Source organism: Rhizobium sp. C1, from assembly GCF_021026335.1.
In the GTDB taxonomy this organism is placed as follows: domain Bacteria; phylum Pseudomonadota; class Alphaproteobacteria; order Rhizobiales; family Rhizobiaceae; genus Ensifer_A.
Genome location: NZ_JAJNCY010000010.1, coordinates 49,819 through 67,087 on the forward strand (window position 1 = coordinate 49,819; position 17,269 = coordinate 67,087).

The following is a 17,269-nucleotide window of genomic DNA, read 5'->3' on the forward strand; positions in this document are numbered from 1 at the left end:
GCCCCCTTACCCCGGATGGGGTCAGGAAACAATGCCCTAACGTGAATATGTGTCGGGAAAGTTACAGAGGCCGGCTTGCGGTTCATCAAGAAGGTAAATCCCGGGTTCAAAACTATTGAGCGATCGCGCCTTGTGGCGCAGGGTCGAATCTGAGATTTAGAAAAGACATTTCTAATATAAAGTCAGGCACTCTTCCTCATGAAACCGGAAATCTTCAAGCTCGCGGTCATCCTCGCGCTGCTCGGCGCTGTCGGGCCCGTCGCGATCGACATGTACATTCCGGCCCTGCCGAAGATCGCCGCCGATCTGCATGCCGATGCCGCCGCGGCGCAATGGACGCTCATGTCCTTCTTCTCGGCCTTCGGCATCTGTCAGCTGATCTATGGTCCCGCATCCGACAGCGTCGGCCGCAAGCCACCGCTCTATTTCGGGCTTGGCCTTTTCCTCGTTGCATCCGCCGCCTGCGCGCTCGCGCCCTCCATGGGCTGGCTGATTGCCGCGCGCTTCGTGCAGGGCGTGGGAGCCGCTGCGGTCATGTCGATCCCGCGCGCCGTCATCCGCGATCTCTACACGGGAAGCGACGCCACCAGGCTCATGTCCACGATCATGCTCGTCACGTCAGTCTCGCCCATGCTTGCTCCGCTGGGCGGCAGCGGGCTGATGGCCGCCTTCGGCTGGCCGGCGGTCTTCTGGTTTGCGGCGGGTACGGCGGGCGTCAGCCTCTTGCTCACCCGCTTCGGTCTCAAGGAAACCCTGCATCCGGAATATCGCACGCCCTTCGAGCTCAGCGGCATGATCGCCGCCTTCAAGGTGCTGATCCGCGACCGCAACTTTATCGGCCAGACGCTGATCGGCGGCGCCGGCATGGCGAGCTTCTTCGCCTTCCTCGCCACCGCGCCCTTCCTTTACACCCAGCATTTCGGCCTGACATCCACGCAGTTTAGCCTGGCCTTTGCCTTGAATGCGCTGGGCTTCTTCGGCTCCAGTCAGTTCGCGGCCAATCTCGGCAACCGCTTCGGCGCCATGCCCGTCGTGCGTTTCTGCGTGGCCGGTTTTGCCGTCGCGACCGTGCTGCTTTACATCGTGTTCGCTACGGGCATCGGCTCGTTCGTCATGCTGGTCGGCCTGCTGATCGTCGCCAATGCCTTCCTCGGTCTCGTGATCCCGACCGCCATGGTGCTGTCGCTGGAAGAGCATGGGCCGATCGCCGGGACCGCCGCCTCGCTCGGCGGCACGATGCAGATGCTGATCGGCGCTGCGGCCATCGTTGGCGTCAGCGCCGTGTTCGATGGCAAGCCGGTCACGATGGCAGCCGTTATCGGCCTTTGCGGCGTGGTGGCGCTGATCGTATCATTGTTGATGCTGGGCGGTCGCCGCCCAGCGGTCGCTTAATTACCACCTAGGCCGCTTCAGCGAGAAACCGTGCTTGGCGAAGAACAGTGCGCTCATATAGGCATACCACAGGCCGAACGAGTAGCCGGCGATGACGTCGCTGAGGTAGTGCGCGCCGACCATGATGCGCGTCAGCGCGAGGAAGCCGCCAAGGATGAGAATCGGGATGCGGATCGACGGAAACAGCACCGCCAGCGCCATGGCCATGGCCCCATCCGTCGTCGAGTGACCGGAGGGAAAGCTTTCATAGAGATGGCCTGAGAAAGCTTTGAAGTGAAAGGCGCCTTCCGCATCGAAGAGCGGCGGCCGGGCGCGGCCGATGATGCGCTTGACGATATTGGTAATGATGCCGGAGAGCGCAACGCTCAGAAAGACATAGGCAGACGCGGTCGCTACATAGCGCAGTCTTACGCGCGCGGCGGCCGCAAGATCGCCGTACCGGATGATCAGAATGGCGGCGATAAAGACAATGCCGGTCAGCGTCAGGCTCCACCACGACTTGCCGATATCGGTCGTATTTTCGGCAAGAACGCGCAGCCAGTGCGGCTCATGACGCGCGGCGAGGGTCAACGCGCTGTCGCGAAACACCATGGCCAACACGACGAGCAAGACAGTGATCGCGGCCCAGGTTTTCCAGCGGATCGGGGGAGTGGAGGCGGAATATTGCGCGCGGCGTTCCGCGAGCCAGTTCAGAAAGCCGTCGAGGCCCATCATATGCGTCAGTCGCCTTTCGCAACAAGATCCGGCCCAGGGGCAGGGATCGGAAACACAGGGGTGTGCGGCTTCTTAAATGTAGAAAGCGCCGCACCGTTTCAACGGGTGCGACGCTCCGACACGTTATGATCGGCCTCAGGCTGACAGAGCCTTGAATTCCGTCAAAATTGCGTCACCCATCTCGACCGTGCCGACCTTTGTGCAGCCGTCGGCCATGATGTCGCCGGTACGGATGCCCTTGTCGAGCGTGTTGGCGATCGCCTTTTCAAGATTGTCGGCTTCCGTGACCATGTTGAACGAGTAGCGCAGGCACATGGCGAAGGATGCGATCATGGCAATCGGGTTGGCAATGCCCTTGCCGGCAATGTCCGGGGCCGAACCGTGCACGGGCTCGTAAAGCGCCTTGCGCTTGCCGGTCTTGGCATCCGGCGCGCCGAGCGAGGCCGACGGCAGCATGCCGAGCGAACCGGTGAGCATGGCGGCAACGTCCGAGAGCATGTCGCCGAAGAGGTTGTCCGTCACGATGACATCGAACTGCTTCGGCGCGCGCACCAGCTGCATGCCGCCGGCATCCGCCAGCATGTGCTCGAGCTTCACGTCGGAATACTTGTCCTTGTGCGTCTGGGTGACCACCTGGTTCCAGAGCACGCCGGACTTCATCACGTTGCGCTTTTCCATCGAGCAGACGGAATTCTTGCGCGTCCGGGCCATCTCGAATGCGACGCCGGCGATGCGCTCGATTTCGTATGTGTCATAGACCTGCGTGTCGATCGCGCGCTTCTGGCCGTTGCCCAGATCGGTGATCGTCTTAGGCTCGCCGAAATAGACGCCGCCGGTCAGCTCGCGGATGATGAGGATGTCGAGGCCTTCGACCAGTTCCGGCTTCAGCGACGAAGCAGAGGCAAGCGCCGGGTAGCAGATGGCCGGGCGCAGGTTTGCGAAGAGTTCGAGATCCTTGCGCAGTCGCAGAAGGCCGGCTTCCGGGCGAACTTCGTAAGGCACGTCGTCCCACTTCGGACCGCCGACCGCGCCAAAGAGAACGGCATCTGCCGCCATGGCCTTGGCCATGTCGGCGTCGGAAATGGCCGCGCCATGCGCGTCATAGGCACATCCGCCGACGAGACCTTCGTCGGTGACGAAATTGGCGCCCTTTGCCTCGTTCATCCAGGCAATGATCTTGCGGACTTCCGCCATGGCTTCCGGGCCGATGCCGTCGCCGGGCAGGAGGAAGAGATTGCGCGCTGTCATGTCGAAAGTCTCCTGAAAAGCTTGTGATGGCGGGGTTCTTATAGCGGGAAATCCGGCATTTCAAGCGCGAGAGCGTCCTTGCCGGTACGGTTCGGTGTTTCCACGGGAGCAGCGTGGTGCGACAGGCTGCGGCATGACGGGTCGATGGATGAGACAAACGCCCGTCCGATATCGGAAAGACCAGAGAAAAGCCTTTATTCATTTTGTGGAACAAGAAACGCTAAAATAGCGTTCTCTGCGATCATCACCGGAAAACAGGGAGGAAGATCAGATGAAGCATCTCGTCATCGCCGCCGCCGCGCTTTTGTTCACGGGGGTCGGCATCAGCACCGCCAGCGCCGAGCCCTATCACCACCATCGCCACGGCGGTTACCGCCATGCGGCGCCTCCGGGCGTATACATTGGCGAGGGCGGCGTCCGTGTCGTGCCGCCGCGTCGGCATGTTCGCCGTGACTGCTGGCTCGAAAAGCGGGTCAAGCGCGACTGGGAAGGCTATCGCCGCGTGTATACCGTGCGCGTCTGCCGTTGAACCGAGGCGTTCCACCTCACTTGAAAATCGGGTATAAAATCCAGATTTTTGAATGGCATAGCGCAAATTTTCGCTGAGCCTGCTTCGTCATCGAGGCGGGCTTTTTCGTCGGCCCTTGACAATTTGATCAAAAGTTTGGATTTTCTGTATCAAAGAACCAGCACCCCAGGCGGAACCAAAGTGGAAAACTCGGACATTACAAACGATCTCGATAAGGACATCGAGAGCATCCAGGCGGTCGTTTGCGACCTCAACGGCATTTTGCGCGGCAAGCGCGTGCCGGTCAGCCAGATCGACAAGGTCACAGGCGGCGGCATCCGCATGCCGCTTTCGATCGTCGGCGTCGATATCTGGGGCGAGGATATCGTTGGCTCTGAACAGGTCTTCATCCACGGTGACAATGACGGCATCTGCGAACCGACGGGCAGGGGCGTCGTGCCGGTGCGCTGGACCCAGCGTCCCAGCGCCATGGTGCCGCTTTGGATGTTCGAGGAAAGCGGCAAGCCCTTTCTTGCCGATCCGCGCCAGGCGCTCGCCGCTATCGTCAAGCAGTATAACGAGATGGGGCTTTACCCCGTCGTTGGTTCCGAGCTTGAATTCTATCTGATCGATTCCGAGCCGGATTATCCCGAGCCGCCGATCTCGCCCTATACCGGCAAGCGCCTCGACTCCGACGCCATCCTCTCGATCGACGAACTCGACGACTTCGGCAATTTCTTCTCCGACGTCTATGCCGAATGCGAGCGCCAAAATGTGCCGGCCGATGCGGCGATTGCCGAAAACGGCATCGGCCAGTTCGAAATCACGCTGCTGCATGGCAACGATCCATTGAAGGCGGCTGACGACATCATGTTCGCCAAGCGCATCATCAAGGGTGTGGCCCGCAAGCACGGCTTTGCCGCCACCTTCATGGCCAAGCCCTACGGCACGCGCTCCGGAAACGGCATGCACATGCATATGAGCCTGGTCGACAAGGACGGCAAGAACGTCTTTGCCGATGCCGACGGCGAGAACACCGATCTCTTCAAGCATTGCGTCGCCGGCATGCTGAAGGGCATGTCGGAATCGACGCTGCTCTTCGCGCCGCACTTCAATTCCTATCGTCGCCTGCGTCCCGACACGCATGCGCCGACCTCGATCACCTGGGGCTTCGAGAACCGCACGGCGGCGATCCGCATCCCCGGCGGTGGCCCGAAGTCGCGCCGCATCGAGCATCGCGTGCCCGGCGCCGACGCCAATCCCTATCTGGCCATGGCTGCCATTCTCGGCGCGGCTCTGGTCGGCATCAAGAACAAGTGGATGCCGCCGCGCCCGATCGAAGGCCGCGCCTATGGCGAACGGCTCAAGAAGATCCCCTCCGAATGGGGCGGCGCCGTCGATGCCTTCGAGGATGGCGAGATCATGGAAGAGGTTTTCTCGCCGCTGCTCCGCAACATGCTGGTGGCCTGCAAGCGGCAGGAAATCGCCGGCTTTGCCGAACAAGTGACCGACTACGAATTCAGCGCCTACCTGGAGATTGTGTGATGGCTAGAAACGTATCCTATGCCGGGGACGGCAGCTATCCGGGCTCCTATTACGCCGCCTCGCGCAATATCCAGCGCCAGCCGGTAAAGCTGGAAGGTGATGTCGAGACAGACGTCTGCATCATCGGCGGCGGCTATACCGGCCTTGCCACCGCGATCCACCTTGCCGAAAAGGGCTACAAGGTCACAATCGTTGAAGGCGCGCAGATCGGCTGGGGCGCCTCCGGCCGCAATGGCGGCCAGGTGGTCAACGGCCTGAATGCCGGCCTCGACAAGATCAAGCGCGCCTATGGCGACGATGCCGCCCGCTTCGTCGGCGGCATGGTGCAGGAGGGCGCGCAGACGATCTACCGTCTGATCGAGCAGTACAATATCGATTGCGACCTCAAGCGCGGCAATATCTACACGGCCTATACGGGCGCCCATATGCGCGAGTTCGAAGCCAAGAAGGCGCTCTGGGCAAGCTATGGCATGAACGATCACGTCATGCTCGATCGTGCGGCTGTCCGCAAGGAAGTCGGCACCGACGCCTATGTCGGCGGCATGCTCGACACGTCCGGCGGCCATCTGCATCCACTGAACCTGACGCTCGGCGAAGCCCGCGCGCTGGAAAGCCTCGGCGGCACGATCTATGAACTGTCGCCCGTTACCCGCGTCGACAAATCGGCGGCCAAGCCGGTCGTCTATACGGAAAAGGGCAAGGTCACGGCCCGCGTCGTCGTCGCCTGCGGCAATGCCTATCTCGGTCATGTGATCCCGGAACTGACCGATCGCGTGCTGCCAGCCTCGACCCAGATCATCGCCACCGAGCCGCTGTCCGAAGACCTGGCAAGGAAGCTCATCCCCGGCGACAAATGCGTCGAGGATGCACGCTATATCCTCGACTATTTCCGTCTGTCAGCCGATCGCCGCATGCTTTTCGGCGGCGGCACGATCTATGGCGGTACCGATCCGTCCGATATCATCGCGAAGATACGGCCGAACATGACCAAGGTCTTCCCGGAACTGGCGAACGTCAAGATCGATTACGCCTGGAGCGGCAATTTCGCCATCTCCTTCACTCGCGTTCCGCAGATGGGCCGGCTCGCGCCGAACGTCTATTTCGCCCACGGCTATTCCGGCCATGGCGTCACCGGCACGCATCTCTTCGGCAAGATCCTCGCCAACGCGATCGACGGCGACCAGTCCCGCTTCGAACGCTTCGCCGCCATGCCCTGGTATCCCTTCCCGGGCGGCCGCATGTTCCGCGCGCAGTACTCCACGATCGGTTCGTGGTGGTACGCGTTCAAGGACAAATACGGGCTTTGAAATTAAAAGGGGGCGCGAGCCCCCTTTGTCTTTATTCGCCTAAAGCCGCCCCACGCGCTCCGTCAGCAGGTCGAAGAACCCTTCGGCGTCCACATCCTTCATCACCATCGCATTGTGCGGACGCTTGGTGACCTGCCACCAGTCGACCACGGTCATGCCGACGGTCAGCTCAGACGCAGTTTCGATCTCCACATTGCACATGCGGCCGGAGAAGAGTTCGGGCTTCAGGAGATAGGCGATCACCGTCGGGTCGTGCAGCGGGCCGCCGTCGGAGCCGTATTTCTCGACATCGAAGCGCTCGAAGAAGCCGAGCATGTCGACGATGAATTTCGAAACCTTCGTTCCAAGCGCGCCGATCTTCTCGACGCGGCGCTTCAGCGTCAGAACCTTGTGCGTGACATCGAGCGGCATCATGACGATCGGAATGCCCGACTTCATGACGATATAGGCGGCTTCCGGGTCGACATAGATGTTGAACTCGGCCGCAGGCGTAATGTTGCCGCCCTCGAAAAAACCGCCGCCCATCATGACAAGTTCCTTCACGCGCGGTCCGATATCCGGTGCGCGGGTCAGCGCCGTCGCGACATTGGTTAGTGCGCCAAGCGTGCAGAGCGTCACGGTGCCTTCAGGTTCGTTGCGCAGGGTCTCGATGATGAAGTCGACGCCATTCTGCGTCTGGACGGGCATGGTGGGCTCGAAGAGCTCCGGACCGTCGAGACCGGTGGCGCCATGAACATATTCTGCCGTGACCAGAGGGCGCGAAATGGGGCGGTCGCAGCCTTCATAGACCTTGATATCCGTCTTGCCGGCCACTTCGCAGACGATGCGGGCATTCTTCGATGTCAGTGCCAGCGGGACGTTGCCCGCAACCGTGGTGATGCCGAGAATGTCGAGATCTTCCGGGCTGCCGAGTGCCAGCAGAATGGCACAGGCATCATCCTGCCCCGGATCGGTGTCGATGATGATCTTGCGCGCGCTCATGTCCTGTCCTGTCTGCCGTCTGATATGCCGGCGACATTAACGCTTTGCATTCAATTCTCAATCGACTTTTTCTGCCACCTTGCACTGCAGAAAACGACATACCATATTGGAGGCACGCGGGATGCTGGTTCGCCGGGTCCGCCTCAAGTCGCTTACCCCAAGGACTTTGGACGATGACAAGAATGACGACCTTTGCAAGCCCGCTCCTTCTGGGCTTTGACGCCATGGAAAAGACGCTGGAGCGAATTGCCAAGGCGAACGATGGCTACCCCCCCTACAATATCGAACGCCTCGCGCCCGATCCGTCCCGCAATTTTGTGGGCGGCTTGAGGATCACACTTGCGGTCGCCGGCTTCTCCGAAGAAGAGCTCGATGTGACGACCGAGGAAAACCAGCTGATCATTCGCGGCCGCCAGACCGAGCAGGGCGAGCGCGACTATCTGCATCGCGGCATTGCCGCCCGCCAGTTCCAGCGCATGTTCGTGCTGGCCGAGGGCATGCAGGTCCAGGCAGCGGTGTTGAAGAACGGCCTTCTCTCCGTAGATATCATGAGGCCGGAACCCGAGCGGCTGGTAAGGAAAATTAACATTTCCGTTTCAGAGTAAGAACACGGGCAAACGCGCCCGTTCTGCTTCTCTTTTCCAAGGAGGCTCTGAAATGCAGATGAAGCAAGTGCCCGCGGCCCTGTCGCTCAGTGACCTTGCACACCTCGGTGATGGCGAAGTCGCCTATATCCGCAAGATTTCGGCGACCGATGTGGTTCGCTGTTTCCCCGAAGCGCCGGATCTGGATCCGGATATCGATCTCTGGGCACTCTTTGGCGCCGACGGCACGCCGATTCTGCTGACGGACAATCGCTCCTCGACCTTCTTCAAGGCTGCAGAAGACCAGTTGAAAACCGTTACGGTTCACTGACAGAAGACCGTCCGTCGCAAAGCGGACGGTGTCAGACTTTCCTGAAAGTCAGATAGGCGGAGGATCGCCCTTCGCGCTTGGCCTTGGCCTCGTAGCGCGTGCTTGGCCAGCTGGCAAAGGGCGTCAGCCAGTCGGAGGCGTTTTCCGCCGTCCATTCAAAGCCGCCATGATCGCGGCAATTCTGCAGCGTCCAGTTCACATAAGTATCGATGTCGGACGCGAAGCAGAAGAGCCCGCCGGGCTTCAGCACCCGATGAAACCGCGTAAGGTTGACCTGACTGACGAAACGCCGCTTCCAGTGCTTCTTCTTCGGCCACGGATCGGGATAGAGCAGGTCGATCTGGTCTAGCGATTCTGCCGGCAGCCAGTCGAGAAGCTCTGCCGCATCGTCATTGTAAACGCGGATATTCTGCGCGCCCGTCTGCTCGACGCTCGAGAGCAGTTTCGCCATCGAATTGATGAAGGGCTCCACGCCGATAAAGCCGGTGTCCGGCTCGGTGGTCGCGCGGTGGATCAGATGCTCGCCGCCGCCAAAGCCGATTTCGAGGCGAAGCCGGCTCACGGGTACGGGAAAGAGATCACGAAGATCCGCCGGCGCGGGCATGGAGAGATCAACGAGCCGCTCGCTGAGCAGCGTCTCCATCAGGCGCGCGTGGTTGGCACGCAACGCCTTGCCCTTCCGGCGTCCGAAGAAGGCTTCGGACGCGCGGGTCGGATGATCGTCGTGATCCGTCATTTCAGCCCTTGATGGCGTCTTTCAGCGCCTTCACGAGATCGGTCTTCTCCCAGGAGAACGAACCGTCACGGCCAGCCTTGCGGCCGAAATGGCCATAGGCGGAGGTCTTGGCATAGATCGGCTTGTTCAGGTCGAGGTGGCGACGGATGCCGGTCGGCGAAAGATCCATGGTCTTGCGGATGGCCGCTTCGACCTGGTCTTCCGTGACCTTGCCGGTGCCGTGCAGGTCGACATAGATCGACAGCGGCTGGGCAACGCCGATGGCGTAGGAAAGCTGGATCGTGCACTTGTCGGCAAGGCCGGCGGCCACGACGTTCTTGGCGAGGTAGCGGGCAGCATAAGCGGCCGAACGGTCAACCTTCGTCGTGTCCTTGCCGGAGAATGCGCCGCCGCCATGCGGAGCCGCGCCACCATAGGTGTCAACGATGATCTTCCGGCCGGTGAGGCCTGCGTCGCCGTCCGGGCCGCCGATGACGAACTTGCCGGTCGGGTTGATGTACCACGTGCAATCATCGGCAATCTTCAGATCGCCGAGGGCTTCGCGGATATAGGGTTCGACAACAGCGCGAACCTTCTTCGAATCCCAGCTGGCATCGAGATGCTGCGTGGAGAGAACGATCGAAACGGCCTCGACCGGCTTGCCGTCTTCATAGCGAACCGTAACCTGGCTCTTGGCGTCGGGGCCGAGTTTGCCGGCATCGCCTTCGCCCTTGCGGCGGGCGGCGGAGAGAAGCTGCAGGATCTTGTGCGAATAATAGATCGGCGCCGGCATCAGGTCCGGCGTTTCCTTGCAGGCGTAACCGAACATGATGCCCTGGTCGCCGGCGCCTTCATTGCCCTGCTGGTCGGCGGCGTTGTCCACGCCCTGCGCGATGTCGGCCGACTGCGAGTGCAGAAGAACATCAATCTTCGCCGTCTTCCAGTGGAAGCCGTCCTGCTCGTAGCCGATGTCCTTGATGGCCCGGCGCGCTGCGGTCTTGAACTTCGCCGGGTTGATGACGTCGTTGCCGTTCTTGTCCTTCTTCATCAGGCTCGGCGGCAGGCGAACTTCGCCGGCAATGACGACTCGGTTGGTCGTCGCCAGCGTTTCGCAGGCGATGCGCACGCCCCAGGGATTGACGCCGGTCTTGGCGGCTTCGCGATAGACGAGATCCACGATCTCATCGGAAATGCGGTCGCAGACCTTGTCCGGATGACCTTCGGACACGGATTCACTGGTGAAAAGATAGTTGGCGCGCATCTGGGCTTGATCCCCTCTGGAAGAAATACCGTTGCTTCTGTAGCCATTTCGCTACCGGAAAACAAGCGTACAACGACATAAATATATCTTTATGTGATTACCAGATCCCTTATTTATGCGGGTTTTGGGCTTCATTTCGGGCTTTCAATGCAGTATGAGGCGCCCATGAACGAACAATCGCTCCACCCTGCCGACACCGCAGCCGAGGCCTCCGCCGAAGGGGCCGTCAACACGAATACCCGCAAGGTGTTCGTCAAGACTTACGGTTGCCAGATGAATGTCTATGACAGCGCCCGCATGACGGATGCGCTGGCCGCCGATGGCTATGCGGAAACAACCGTGCTGGAGGAGGCCGATCTCGTCCTTCTCAACACCTGCCATATCCGTGAAAAGGCAGCTGAAAAGGTCTATTCCGAGCTTGGCCGCCTGCGCGACATGAAGAAGGCGAAGAATGCCGAAGGCCGCGAATTCGTCATCGGCGTGACGGGCTGCGTCGCTCAGGCCGAGGGCAAGGAAATCCTGCGCCGCGCGCCGGCGGTCGATCTCGTGGTAGGTCCGCAGACCTATCATCGCTTGCCGCAGGTGCTGAAAGATGTCCGCGAAGGCCGCAAGGCCGTCGAAACGGACTATGCGCTGGAAGACAAGTTCGAGCATCTCCCGTCGCCTGAAAAGGCGGTCACGAAGTCGCGCGGCCCGACGGCGTTTCTGACCGTTCAGGAAGGTTGCGACAAGTTCTGCACCTTCTGCGTCGTGCCCTACACGCGCGGTTCCGAAGTCTCGCGGCCTCTGGCACAGATCGTGGAGGAAGCGAAGAAGCTTGCCGAAGCCGGTGTGCGCGAGCTGACGCTTCTCGGGCAGAACGTCAATGCTTGGCACGGGACCGATGCGGATGGAAACGCCATCGGCCTCGGCGAACTCATTGCAGCGATTGCCGAAATCGAAGGCCTCGACCGGCTGCGCTACACGACCAGCCACCCGCGCGACATGGACAACCGGCTGATCGAGGCCCACGCCACGCAGCCCAAGCTCATGCCCTACTTACATCTTCCCGTTCAGTCCGGGTCGAATCGCATCCTGAAAGCCATGAACCGCAAGCACACGGCGGCGGACTATCTTGCGCTCGTCAAGCGCATCCGGGCCGTTAATCCGGAACTGGCTCTGTCCGGCGATTTCATCGTCGGCTTCCCCGGCGAGACGGACGAAGACTTCGAGGCCACGATGCGGCTGATCGAAGAAGTCGGTTATGCACAGGCCTTCTCGTTCAAATATTCGCCGCGTCCCGGCACGCCCGGCGCCGACCTTCCCGACCATGTGCCGGAAGAGGTGAAGTCGGAGCGGCTGGACCGCCTGCAAACCCTGCTTTTCCAGCAGCAGCGTGACTTTGCGCGCGCCTGTGTCGGTAAGGTGATCGACCTGCTTTTGGAGAAGGAAGGGCGCATGCCCGGCCAGCTCGTGGGGCGGTCGCCGTGGCTGCAGCCGGTAATTATCGACGCCCAAACGACGAAAAGCGGTGACAAGTTAAAAATCGGTGACATTATAAAAGTAAGAATCACCGAAGCCGGTCCAAACAGCTTGTTTGCCGAGGTGGCGCAAGGCTGAAGGTCCGGGACCAACATGGAGCCCGACCGCTTGAACACACACGAAATGGTGCCGCAATCTTCGCGTCAATCCCGCTCGTCCGTCACGGATGCCAATCATTTCGTGCTCACGTTTGAAAACAACCGATACGCCAGCGAACTGTTTGGCCAGTTCGATGAGCATCTGAAGCTCATCGAGGAGCGGTTGAAGGTCGATGCCCGCGCCCGGGGCAATTCGGTTGCCATCACCGGTGAAATTCAGGCAACCAACCAGGCGCGCCGGGCGCTTGATTATCTTTACGACCGTCTGCAGAAGGGCGCTTCGGTCGAAACGTCCGATGTTGAAGGTGCGATCCGCATGGCGGTCGCCGCCGACGACCAGTTGACTTTGCCGACGCTCGAGCGCAAGGCCAAGCTGACCATGGCGCAGATTTCCACCCGTAAGAAGACGATTGTCGCCCGCACCCCCACGCAGGATGCCTATATCCGCGCGCTGGAACGGTCCGAACTCGTCTTCGGCACCGGCCCCGCCGGTACGGGCAAGACCTATCTCGCGGTGGCGCATGCTGCCCAGCTTCTGGAGCGCGGCGCGGTCGACAAGATCATTCTCTCGCGCCCGGCCGTCGAAGCCGGCGAACGCCTCGGCTTCCTGCCCGGCGATATGAAGGAAAAGGTCGATCCCTATCTGCGGCCTCTCTATGACGCGCTCTATGACATGATGCCGGGCGACAAGGTCGAACGCGCCATTACCGCCGGCGTCATCGAAATCGCCCCGCTCGCCTTCATGCGCGGCCGCACGCTGTCCAATGCCGCCGTGATCCTCGACGAGGCGCAGAACACGACATCCATGCAGATGAAGATGTTCCTGACCCGTCTCGGCGAAAATGCCCGCATGATCGTGACCGGCGACCCGAGCCAGATCGACCTGCCGCGCGGCGTCAAGTCCGGTCTGGTCGAGGCCCTGCGCATCCTGAAAGAGGTCGAAGGCGTGTCGATCATTCGCTTCCGCGATATCGATGTCGTGCGCCACCCCCTTGTCGGGCGCATCGTCAAGGCTTACGACGCCGAATACGAAAAGCCGGAGCCCGCTGCGGATGCGGCGGGGAGTACAAACTGACCGACACGCTCGACATACAGATTTCTATTGAGGAAGGGGACTGGCCCGACGAGGCCGGTCTTCTTGCTTTATGCGCGCCGGTGCTGAAGGCGGCAGGCGATCATCTGGCAAGGTTCGAGAAGCAGCCCTTCCCGAAACATCCAGTCGAGCTTTCGCTGCTCTTTACCGATGATGCTTCGATCCGCGAGATCAATGCGGAATGGCGCGACAAGGACAAGCCGACCAACGTTCTTTCCTTCCCGGCCTATCCGCTTGCTCCCGGTGGCATGCCGGGGCCGATGCTGGGCGACATCATTTTCGCCCATGAGACGGTCGCCCGCGAGGCGGCTGAACTGGAAAAGCCGTTCGAGGCGCATCTGAGCCATCTGCTAGTGCATGGTTTTCTGCATCTTTTCGGCTATGATCACATGAACGACGGAGAAGCGACGATCATGGAAGGTCTCGAGACTCGCATTCTTTTAGGCCTCGGCCTATCTGATCCTTACGCGGGAACCGAGCTGACATGATCCCTGGAGACAATGAGCGACATATCTGACACGACACGAGCGGCGAGCGATGAAAATGGCTCGTCAGTTTCCGAGGAGGGCGGCAGTCCCTCCGGCGCGCTGAAGAACGGCAATCCGATCAGGAGCTGGGCCGCGCGCCTTTTCAAGCCGTCCAACGGATCGAGCCTGCGCGAGAACATTGCCGACGCGCTTCTGGCCGACCCGGACAGCAATGCGGCCTTTTCCCCCAGCGAAAGGGCCATGCTGCACAATATCCTGCGTTTCCGGGAGGTTCGAGTCGAGGATGTCATGGTGCCGCGCGTCGATATCGAGGCGGTGGACCAAAGCATTTCCGTTGGCGATCTGATGGTCCTCTTCGAGGAATCTGGCCGTTCGCGCATGCCGGTCTATTGCGACAATCTGGACGACCCGCGCGGCATGATTCATATCCGCGATCTTCTGTCCTGGATCATGAAGCAGGCGCGCAACAAGCGCCGCACCTCGGCCCGCGCCGCGTCTGCCGCAAGGGCGGCAGCGGTGGCTGCCGAAGCGGAAGTAAAGCCGGCGTCCCGCGCGCCCAAGCCCGCATTCGACCTCGGCCGCATCGACATCAGCAAGCCGCTGTCAGAAACCGGCATCGTGCGTCAGGTACTGTTCGTCCCGCCCTCCATGCTTGCCTCGGATCTCATGGCGCGCATGCAAGCCTCGCGCATCCAGATGGCCCTTGTCATCGACGAATATGGCGGCACCGACGGTCTCGTCTCGCTGGAGGATATCGTTGAAATGGTTGTCGGCGATATCGAGGACGAGCATGACGACGACGAAGTCATGATCCGCAAGACCTCCGACGATGTCTTCATTGCGGACGCCCGCGCCGAACTCGAAGAGATCGCTGAACTCATCGGCCCGGATTTCGACATTCGCGAACAGCTGGAAGATGTCGACACGATCGGTGGCCTGATCTTCTCTTCGCTCGGCCGCATTCCGGTGCGCGGCGAGGTGGTGCAGGCCCTTCCCGGCTTCGAATTTCATGTTCTCGAGGCCGATCCGCGCCGCATCAAGAAGGTCCGCATCACCCGCAAACGTGTCGCCCCGCGTCGCCGTGTGCAGGCCAAGGGCGAGCAGGAACTGGAGCCCATGGCGGTCCAGTCGGCAGGCCCGGGCAAGCCTCCCGCCCTAGATTGAGCGCAATTTCGTGGCGGTTTCGGCCCTTTAGACGGGGCCGGAACGGCGCGGTCTTGCACTAATTCGGGCGTGAAGCATGGAAAGACTGGCAAACGGCGTCATCTTGAGCTGGGGGTGGAAGCGGGCGCTGATTGCGCTTGCCGCAGGCGCCATCGGGGCGCTGGCGCTGCCGCCACTCAATGTTTTCGCCGCCATGTTCGTTGCTTTCACGCTGCTGGTCTGGCTCATCGACGGTGCCGCCGGTTCACCCGAGAGCGGCTTCTTCGGGCGGATACTGCCCGCCTTCGGCATCGGCTGGCTTTTTGGCTTCGGCTATTTCGTCGCCGGGCTCTGGTGGCTGGCAAGCCCTCTGCTGGCCGACCCTGAGTTCAAATGGGCCGTACCGCTCGCTGTCGCCGGCCTGCCCGCCTTCCTCGCCATCTTCTATGGGCTTGCCGCTGCGCTGGCCCGTCAGCTCTGGCCGGACGGGCTCGGTCGGATCGCCATGCTGGCGGTCTCCTTCGCCATTCTGGAATGGCTCCGCAGTTTCGTGCTGACCGGCTTTCCCTGGAATGCCATCGGTTACACGGCCATGCCGGTGCCGATCATGATGCAGCCCGTGCGCCTCATCGGTGTCGAGGGCATGACGCTGCTGGCCGTCTTCGTCTATGCCGTGCCTGCCCTACTGGGCACGGGCAAGGGGGCGCGCATCGGCATTCTGGCGGCAGCCCTGCTTCTCGCAGCCGATTTCGGCTACGGCTACTACGCGATGCACCGTTTCGCCGCGCGCCCGGGCAAAAGCGAAATGAGCATCCGGCTTGTCCAGCCGGTGACCGGGCTCGATGAAGGCGACACGGATGAGAGCCGCAACGCCATTTTCGACAGACTGCTCAAGCTCAGCAAGCTGCCGACCGAAGGTGGCAAGAAGCCCGATCTTATCGTCTGGCCCGAAACGGCCATCCCCTTCATCCTGACCGAAAAGCAGGAAGCCTTCACGCGCATCGCGGAAATGCTCGACGACAAGCAGACGCTGATTGCCGGCACGGTGCGCGCCGAAGACGGCGGCGCAGGCTCGCCGCGTCGCTATTACAACTCTGCCTATGTCTTCGACAGCGAGGGCCAGATCGTCTCCGCCGCCGACAAGGTGCATCTGGTGCCCTTTGGCGAGTACATGCCCTTTGCCAGTCTCCTGCGCTCCTGGGGCGTGGACACAATCGCCGCGCTTCCGGGCGGCTACAGCGCAGCCGTCAGCCCGAGCCTGCTGACGCTTCCAGGCGGCCGCCAGCTCTATCCTCTGATCTGCTACGAGGCGATTTTCCCGGATGAAATCGGCCCGGTCGCCGCCAAGGCCTCGGCCTTGATCAACTTGACAAATGACATATGGTTCGGTCGCACGCCGGGTCCATATCAGCACTTTCATCAAGCCCAGGTGACCGCCGTCGAGCTCGGTTTGCCCATGATACGCAGTGCAAACAGCGGTATTTCTGCAATTATTGCGGCTGACGGGCAAATAATTTCAGGGGCAAATATTTATACCTCTGGTGTAGTGGATACAACCTTTACGTTAAAATCTGTCTCATCATTGAACAGTTCTGCGCGATCTACGAACTTTTGGTTGTTGACCGTGCTAATTTTCCTGATTGCGGCTTTTTCTCGCGTTAGTTTTATTTTCCGTTAGAATTGACCGGAAACCCCTTAAAATGCATAGTGCGCCGCGATGGCAACGGGCTCGAGGTGCGCAAAGGTGGGGGCGTAACCAGCGGGCGAACTGTTGCCTCAAAGTTATGAAACTCTGCAGTCGGGGTTACTCCGAAGCTAAGTCAAGTCAGGGCAAATTAATGGTCGTTAATAAGAAAAAACCCAACCCGATCGACATTCATGTCGGCAGCCGCATCCGCCTTCGCCGGACCATGCTGGGCATGAGTCAGGAGAAGCTGGGTGAGAGCCTCGGGATCACCTTTCAGCAGATCCAGAAATACGAGAAGGGCACCAACCGCGTGGGCGCCAGCCGCCTCCAGAACATTTCCAACATTCTGAATGTTCCGGTCTCCTTCTTCTTCGAAGATGCGCCTGGCGATACGTCGTCCGGTCAGTCCGGCATGGCGGAAGCTTCCAGCTCCAATTATGTCGTCGATTTCCTTTCCTCGTCCGAAGGCCTGCAACTCAATCGTGCTTTCGTGAAGATCAGCGATGCCAAGGTTCGTCGCAAGATCGTCGAACTCGTCAAGGCGCTGGCCGCTGAAGCAGACGTAGACTGACGCTCCGGTTGTATTTTTGTGCATGAAAAAGCCCCGCCGCGCCGCGTCCGGGGCTTTTCTTTTTGCCGTCCAAAAAGGCTGG

General features: G+C 60.8%; 17 protein-coding genes. 12 read left to right on the plus strand and 5 right to left on the minus strand.

The features are described from left to right. Nucleotides 1–198: 198 nt before the first annotated feature. Nucleotides 199–1,392 (plus strand): multidrug effflux MFS transporter, encoded by a 1,194-nt coding sequence (locus tag LQK83_RS18320; RefSeq protein WP_230838849.1) that lies wholly within the window; start codon nucleotides 199–201, stop codon nucleotides 1,390–1,392. Here the strand turns inward: LQK83_RS18320 and LQK83_RS18325 are convergent, their stop codons facing one another. Both LQK83_RS18325 and leuB read right to left on the minus strand, forming a co-directional pair. Beyond that, on the minus strand, nucleotides 1,393–2,106 hold the full coding sequence (locus tag LQK83_RS18325) for a phosphatase PAP2 family protein (RefSeq protein ID WP_230838850.1): 714 nt from the start codon (nucleotides 2,104–2,106) through the stop codon (nucleotides 1,393–1,395). It abuts the gene before it with no gap. Between the two features lie 135 nt (nucleotides 2,107–2,241). Beyond that, the gene (gene leuB / locus LQK83_RS18330; protein WP_230838851.1) at nucleotides 2,242–3,354 is read right to left on the minus strand and encodes a 3-isopropylmalate dehydrogenase; all 1,113 of its coding nucleotides are present in this window, start codon (nucleotides 3,352–3,354) and stop codon (nucleotides 2,242–2,244) included. A 271-nt stretch (nucleotides 3,355–3,625) separates the two neighbouring features. Here leuB and LQK83_RS18335 point away from each other — a divergent pair, with 271 nt between their 5' ends. The 3 genes from LQK83_RS18335 (at nucleotide 3,626) to LQK83_RS18345 (ending at nucleotide 6,714) form a co-directional block, all read left to right on the plus strand. Next, entirely contained in the window at nucleotides 3,626–3,883 is a 258-nt protein-coding gene (locus tag LQK83_RS18335) for a hypothetical protein (RefSeq protein ID WP_230838852.1), read from the plus strand. A gap of 180 nt (nucleotides 3,884–4,063) precedes the next feature. Continuing rightward, complete coding sequence (locus LQK83_RS18340) at nucleotides 4,064–5,407, plus strand: glutamine synthetase family protein (RefSeq protein WP_230838853.1); 1,344 nt, start codon at nucleotides 4,064–4,066, stop codon at nucleotides 5,405–5,407. Beyond that, entirely contained in the window at nucleotides 5,404–6,714 is a 1,311-nt protein-coding gene (locus LQK83_RS18345; RefSeq protein WP_230838854.1) for an NAD(P)/FAD-dependent oxidoreductase, read from the plus strand. The genes LQK83_RS18340 and LQK83_RS18345 overlap by 4 nt, the downstream gene beginning before the upstream one ends. Before the next feature lie 39 nt (nucleotides 6,715–6,753). On the opposite strand, the gene LQK83_RS18350 is transcribed toward LQK83_RS18345, so the two are convergent. After that, nucleotides 6,754–7,695 (minus strand): nucleoside hydrolase, encoded by a 942-nt coding sequence (locus tag LQK83_RS18350; protein ID WP_230838855.1) that lies wholly within the window; start codon nucleotides 7,693–7,695, stop codon nucleotides 6,754–6,756. A 173-nt stretch (nucleotides 7,696–7,868) separates the two neighbouring features. On the opposite strand from LQK83_RS18350, the gene LQK83_RS18355 reads away from it, so the two are divergent. Continuing rightward, complete coding sequence (locus LQK83_RS18355; RefSeq protein WP_230838856.1) at nucleotides 7,869–8,300, plus strand: Hsp20 family protein; 432 nt, start codon at nucleotides 7,869–7,871, stop codon at nucleotides 8,298–8,300. A 52-nt stretch (nucleotides 8,301–8,352) separates the two neighbouring features. Further along, nucleotides 8,353–8,610: a DUF1150 family protein gene (locus LQK83_RS18360; RefSeq protein WP_109856004.1), complete on the plus strand. Its 258-nt coding sequence runs from the start codon at nucleotides 8,353–8,355 to the stop codon at nucleotides 8,608–8,610. Between the two features lie 31 nt (nucleotides 8,611–8,641). Here LQK83_RS18360 and trmB read toward each other — a convergent pair whose 3' ends face one another. After that, the gene (trmB, locus tag LQK83_RS18365; RefSeq protein WP_230838857.1) at nucleotides 8,642–9,346 is read right to left on the minus strand and encodes a tRNA (guanosine(46)-N7)-methyltransferase TrmB; all 705 of its coding nucleotides are present in this window, start codon (nucleotides 9,344–9,346) and stop codon (nucleotides 8,642–8,644) included. Between the two features lies 1 nt (nucleotide 9,347). After that, nucleotides 9,348–10,586, minus strand: coding sequence for a methionine adenosyltransferase (gene metK / locus LQK83_RS18370; protein WP_230838858.1), 1,239 nt, complete (start codon nucleotides 10,584–10,586; stop codon nucleotides 9,348–9,350). A 165-nt stretch (nucleotides 10,587–10,751) separates the two neighbouring features. Here metK and miaB point away from each other — a divergent pair, with 165 nt between their 5' ends. From miaB to LQK83_RS18400, 6 genes are all read left to right on the plus strand, one after another. Beyond that, complete coding sequence (gene miaB / locus LQK83_RS18375; RefSeq protein ID WP_230838859.1) at nucleotides 10,752–12,185, plus strand: tRNA (N6-isopentenyl adenosine(37)-C2)-methylthiotransferase MiaB; 1,434 nt, start codon at nucleotides 10,752–10,754, stop codon at nucleotides 12,183–12,185. Nucleotides 12,186–12,215: 30 nt separating this feature from the next. After that, nucleotides 12,216–13,280 carry a PhoH family protein gene (locus LQK83_RS18380; protein WP_230838860.1) on the plus strand — a complete coding sequence of 355 codons (1,065 nt, stop codon included), beginning with the start codon at nucleotides 12,216–12,218 and terminating at the stop codon, nucleotides 13,278–13,280. Continuing rightward, nucleotides 13,277–13,786 (plus strand): rRNA maturation RNase YbeY, encoded by a 510-nt coding sequence (gene ybeY, locus LQK83_RS18385; RefSeq protein ID WP_230838964.1) that lies wholly within the window; start codon nucleotides 13,277–13,279, stop codon nucleotides 13,784–13,786. The genes LQK83_RS18380 and ybeY overlap by 4 nt, the downstream gene beginning before the upstream one ends. A 12-nt stretch (nucleotides 13,787–13,798) precedes the next feature. Then, entirely contained in the window at nucleotides 13,799–14,950 is a 1,152-nt protein-coding gene (locus LQK83_RS18390; RefSeq protein ID WP_230838861.1) for a hemolysin family protein, read from the plus strand. A gap of 76 nt (nucleotides 14,951–15,026) precedes the next feature. Further along, on the plus strand, nucleotides 15,027–16,607 hold the full coding sequence (gene lnt / locus LQK83_RS18395) for an apolipoprotein N-acyltransferase (RefSeq protein WP_230838862.1): 1,581 nt from the start codon (nucleotides 15,027–15,029) through the stop codon (nucleotides 16,605–16,607). Between the two features lie 160 nt (nucleotides 16,608–16,767). Next, on the plus strand, nucleotides 16,768–17,187 hold the full coding sequence (locus tag LQK83_RS18400) for a helix-turn-helix domain-containing protein (protein WP_230838863.1): 420 nt from the start codon (nucleotides 16,768–16,770) through the stop codon (nucleotides 17,185–17,187). The last annotated feature ends 82 nt before the right edge of the window (nucleotides 17,188–17,269 follow it).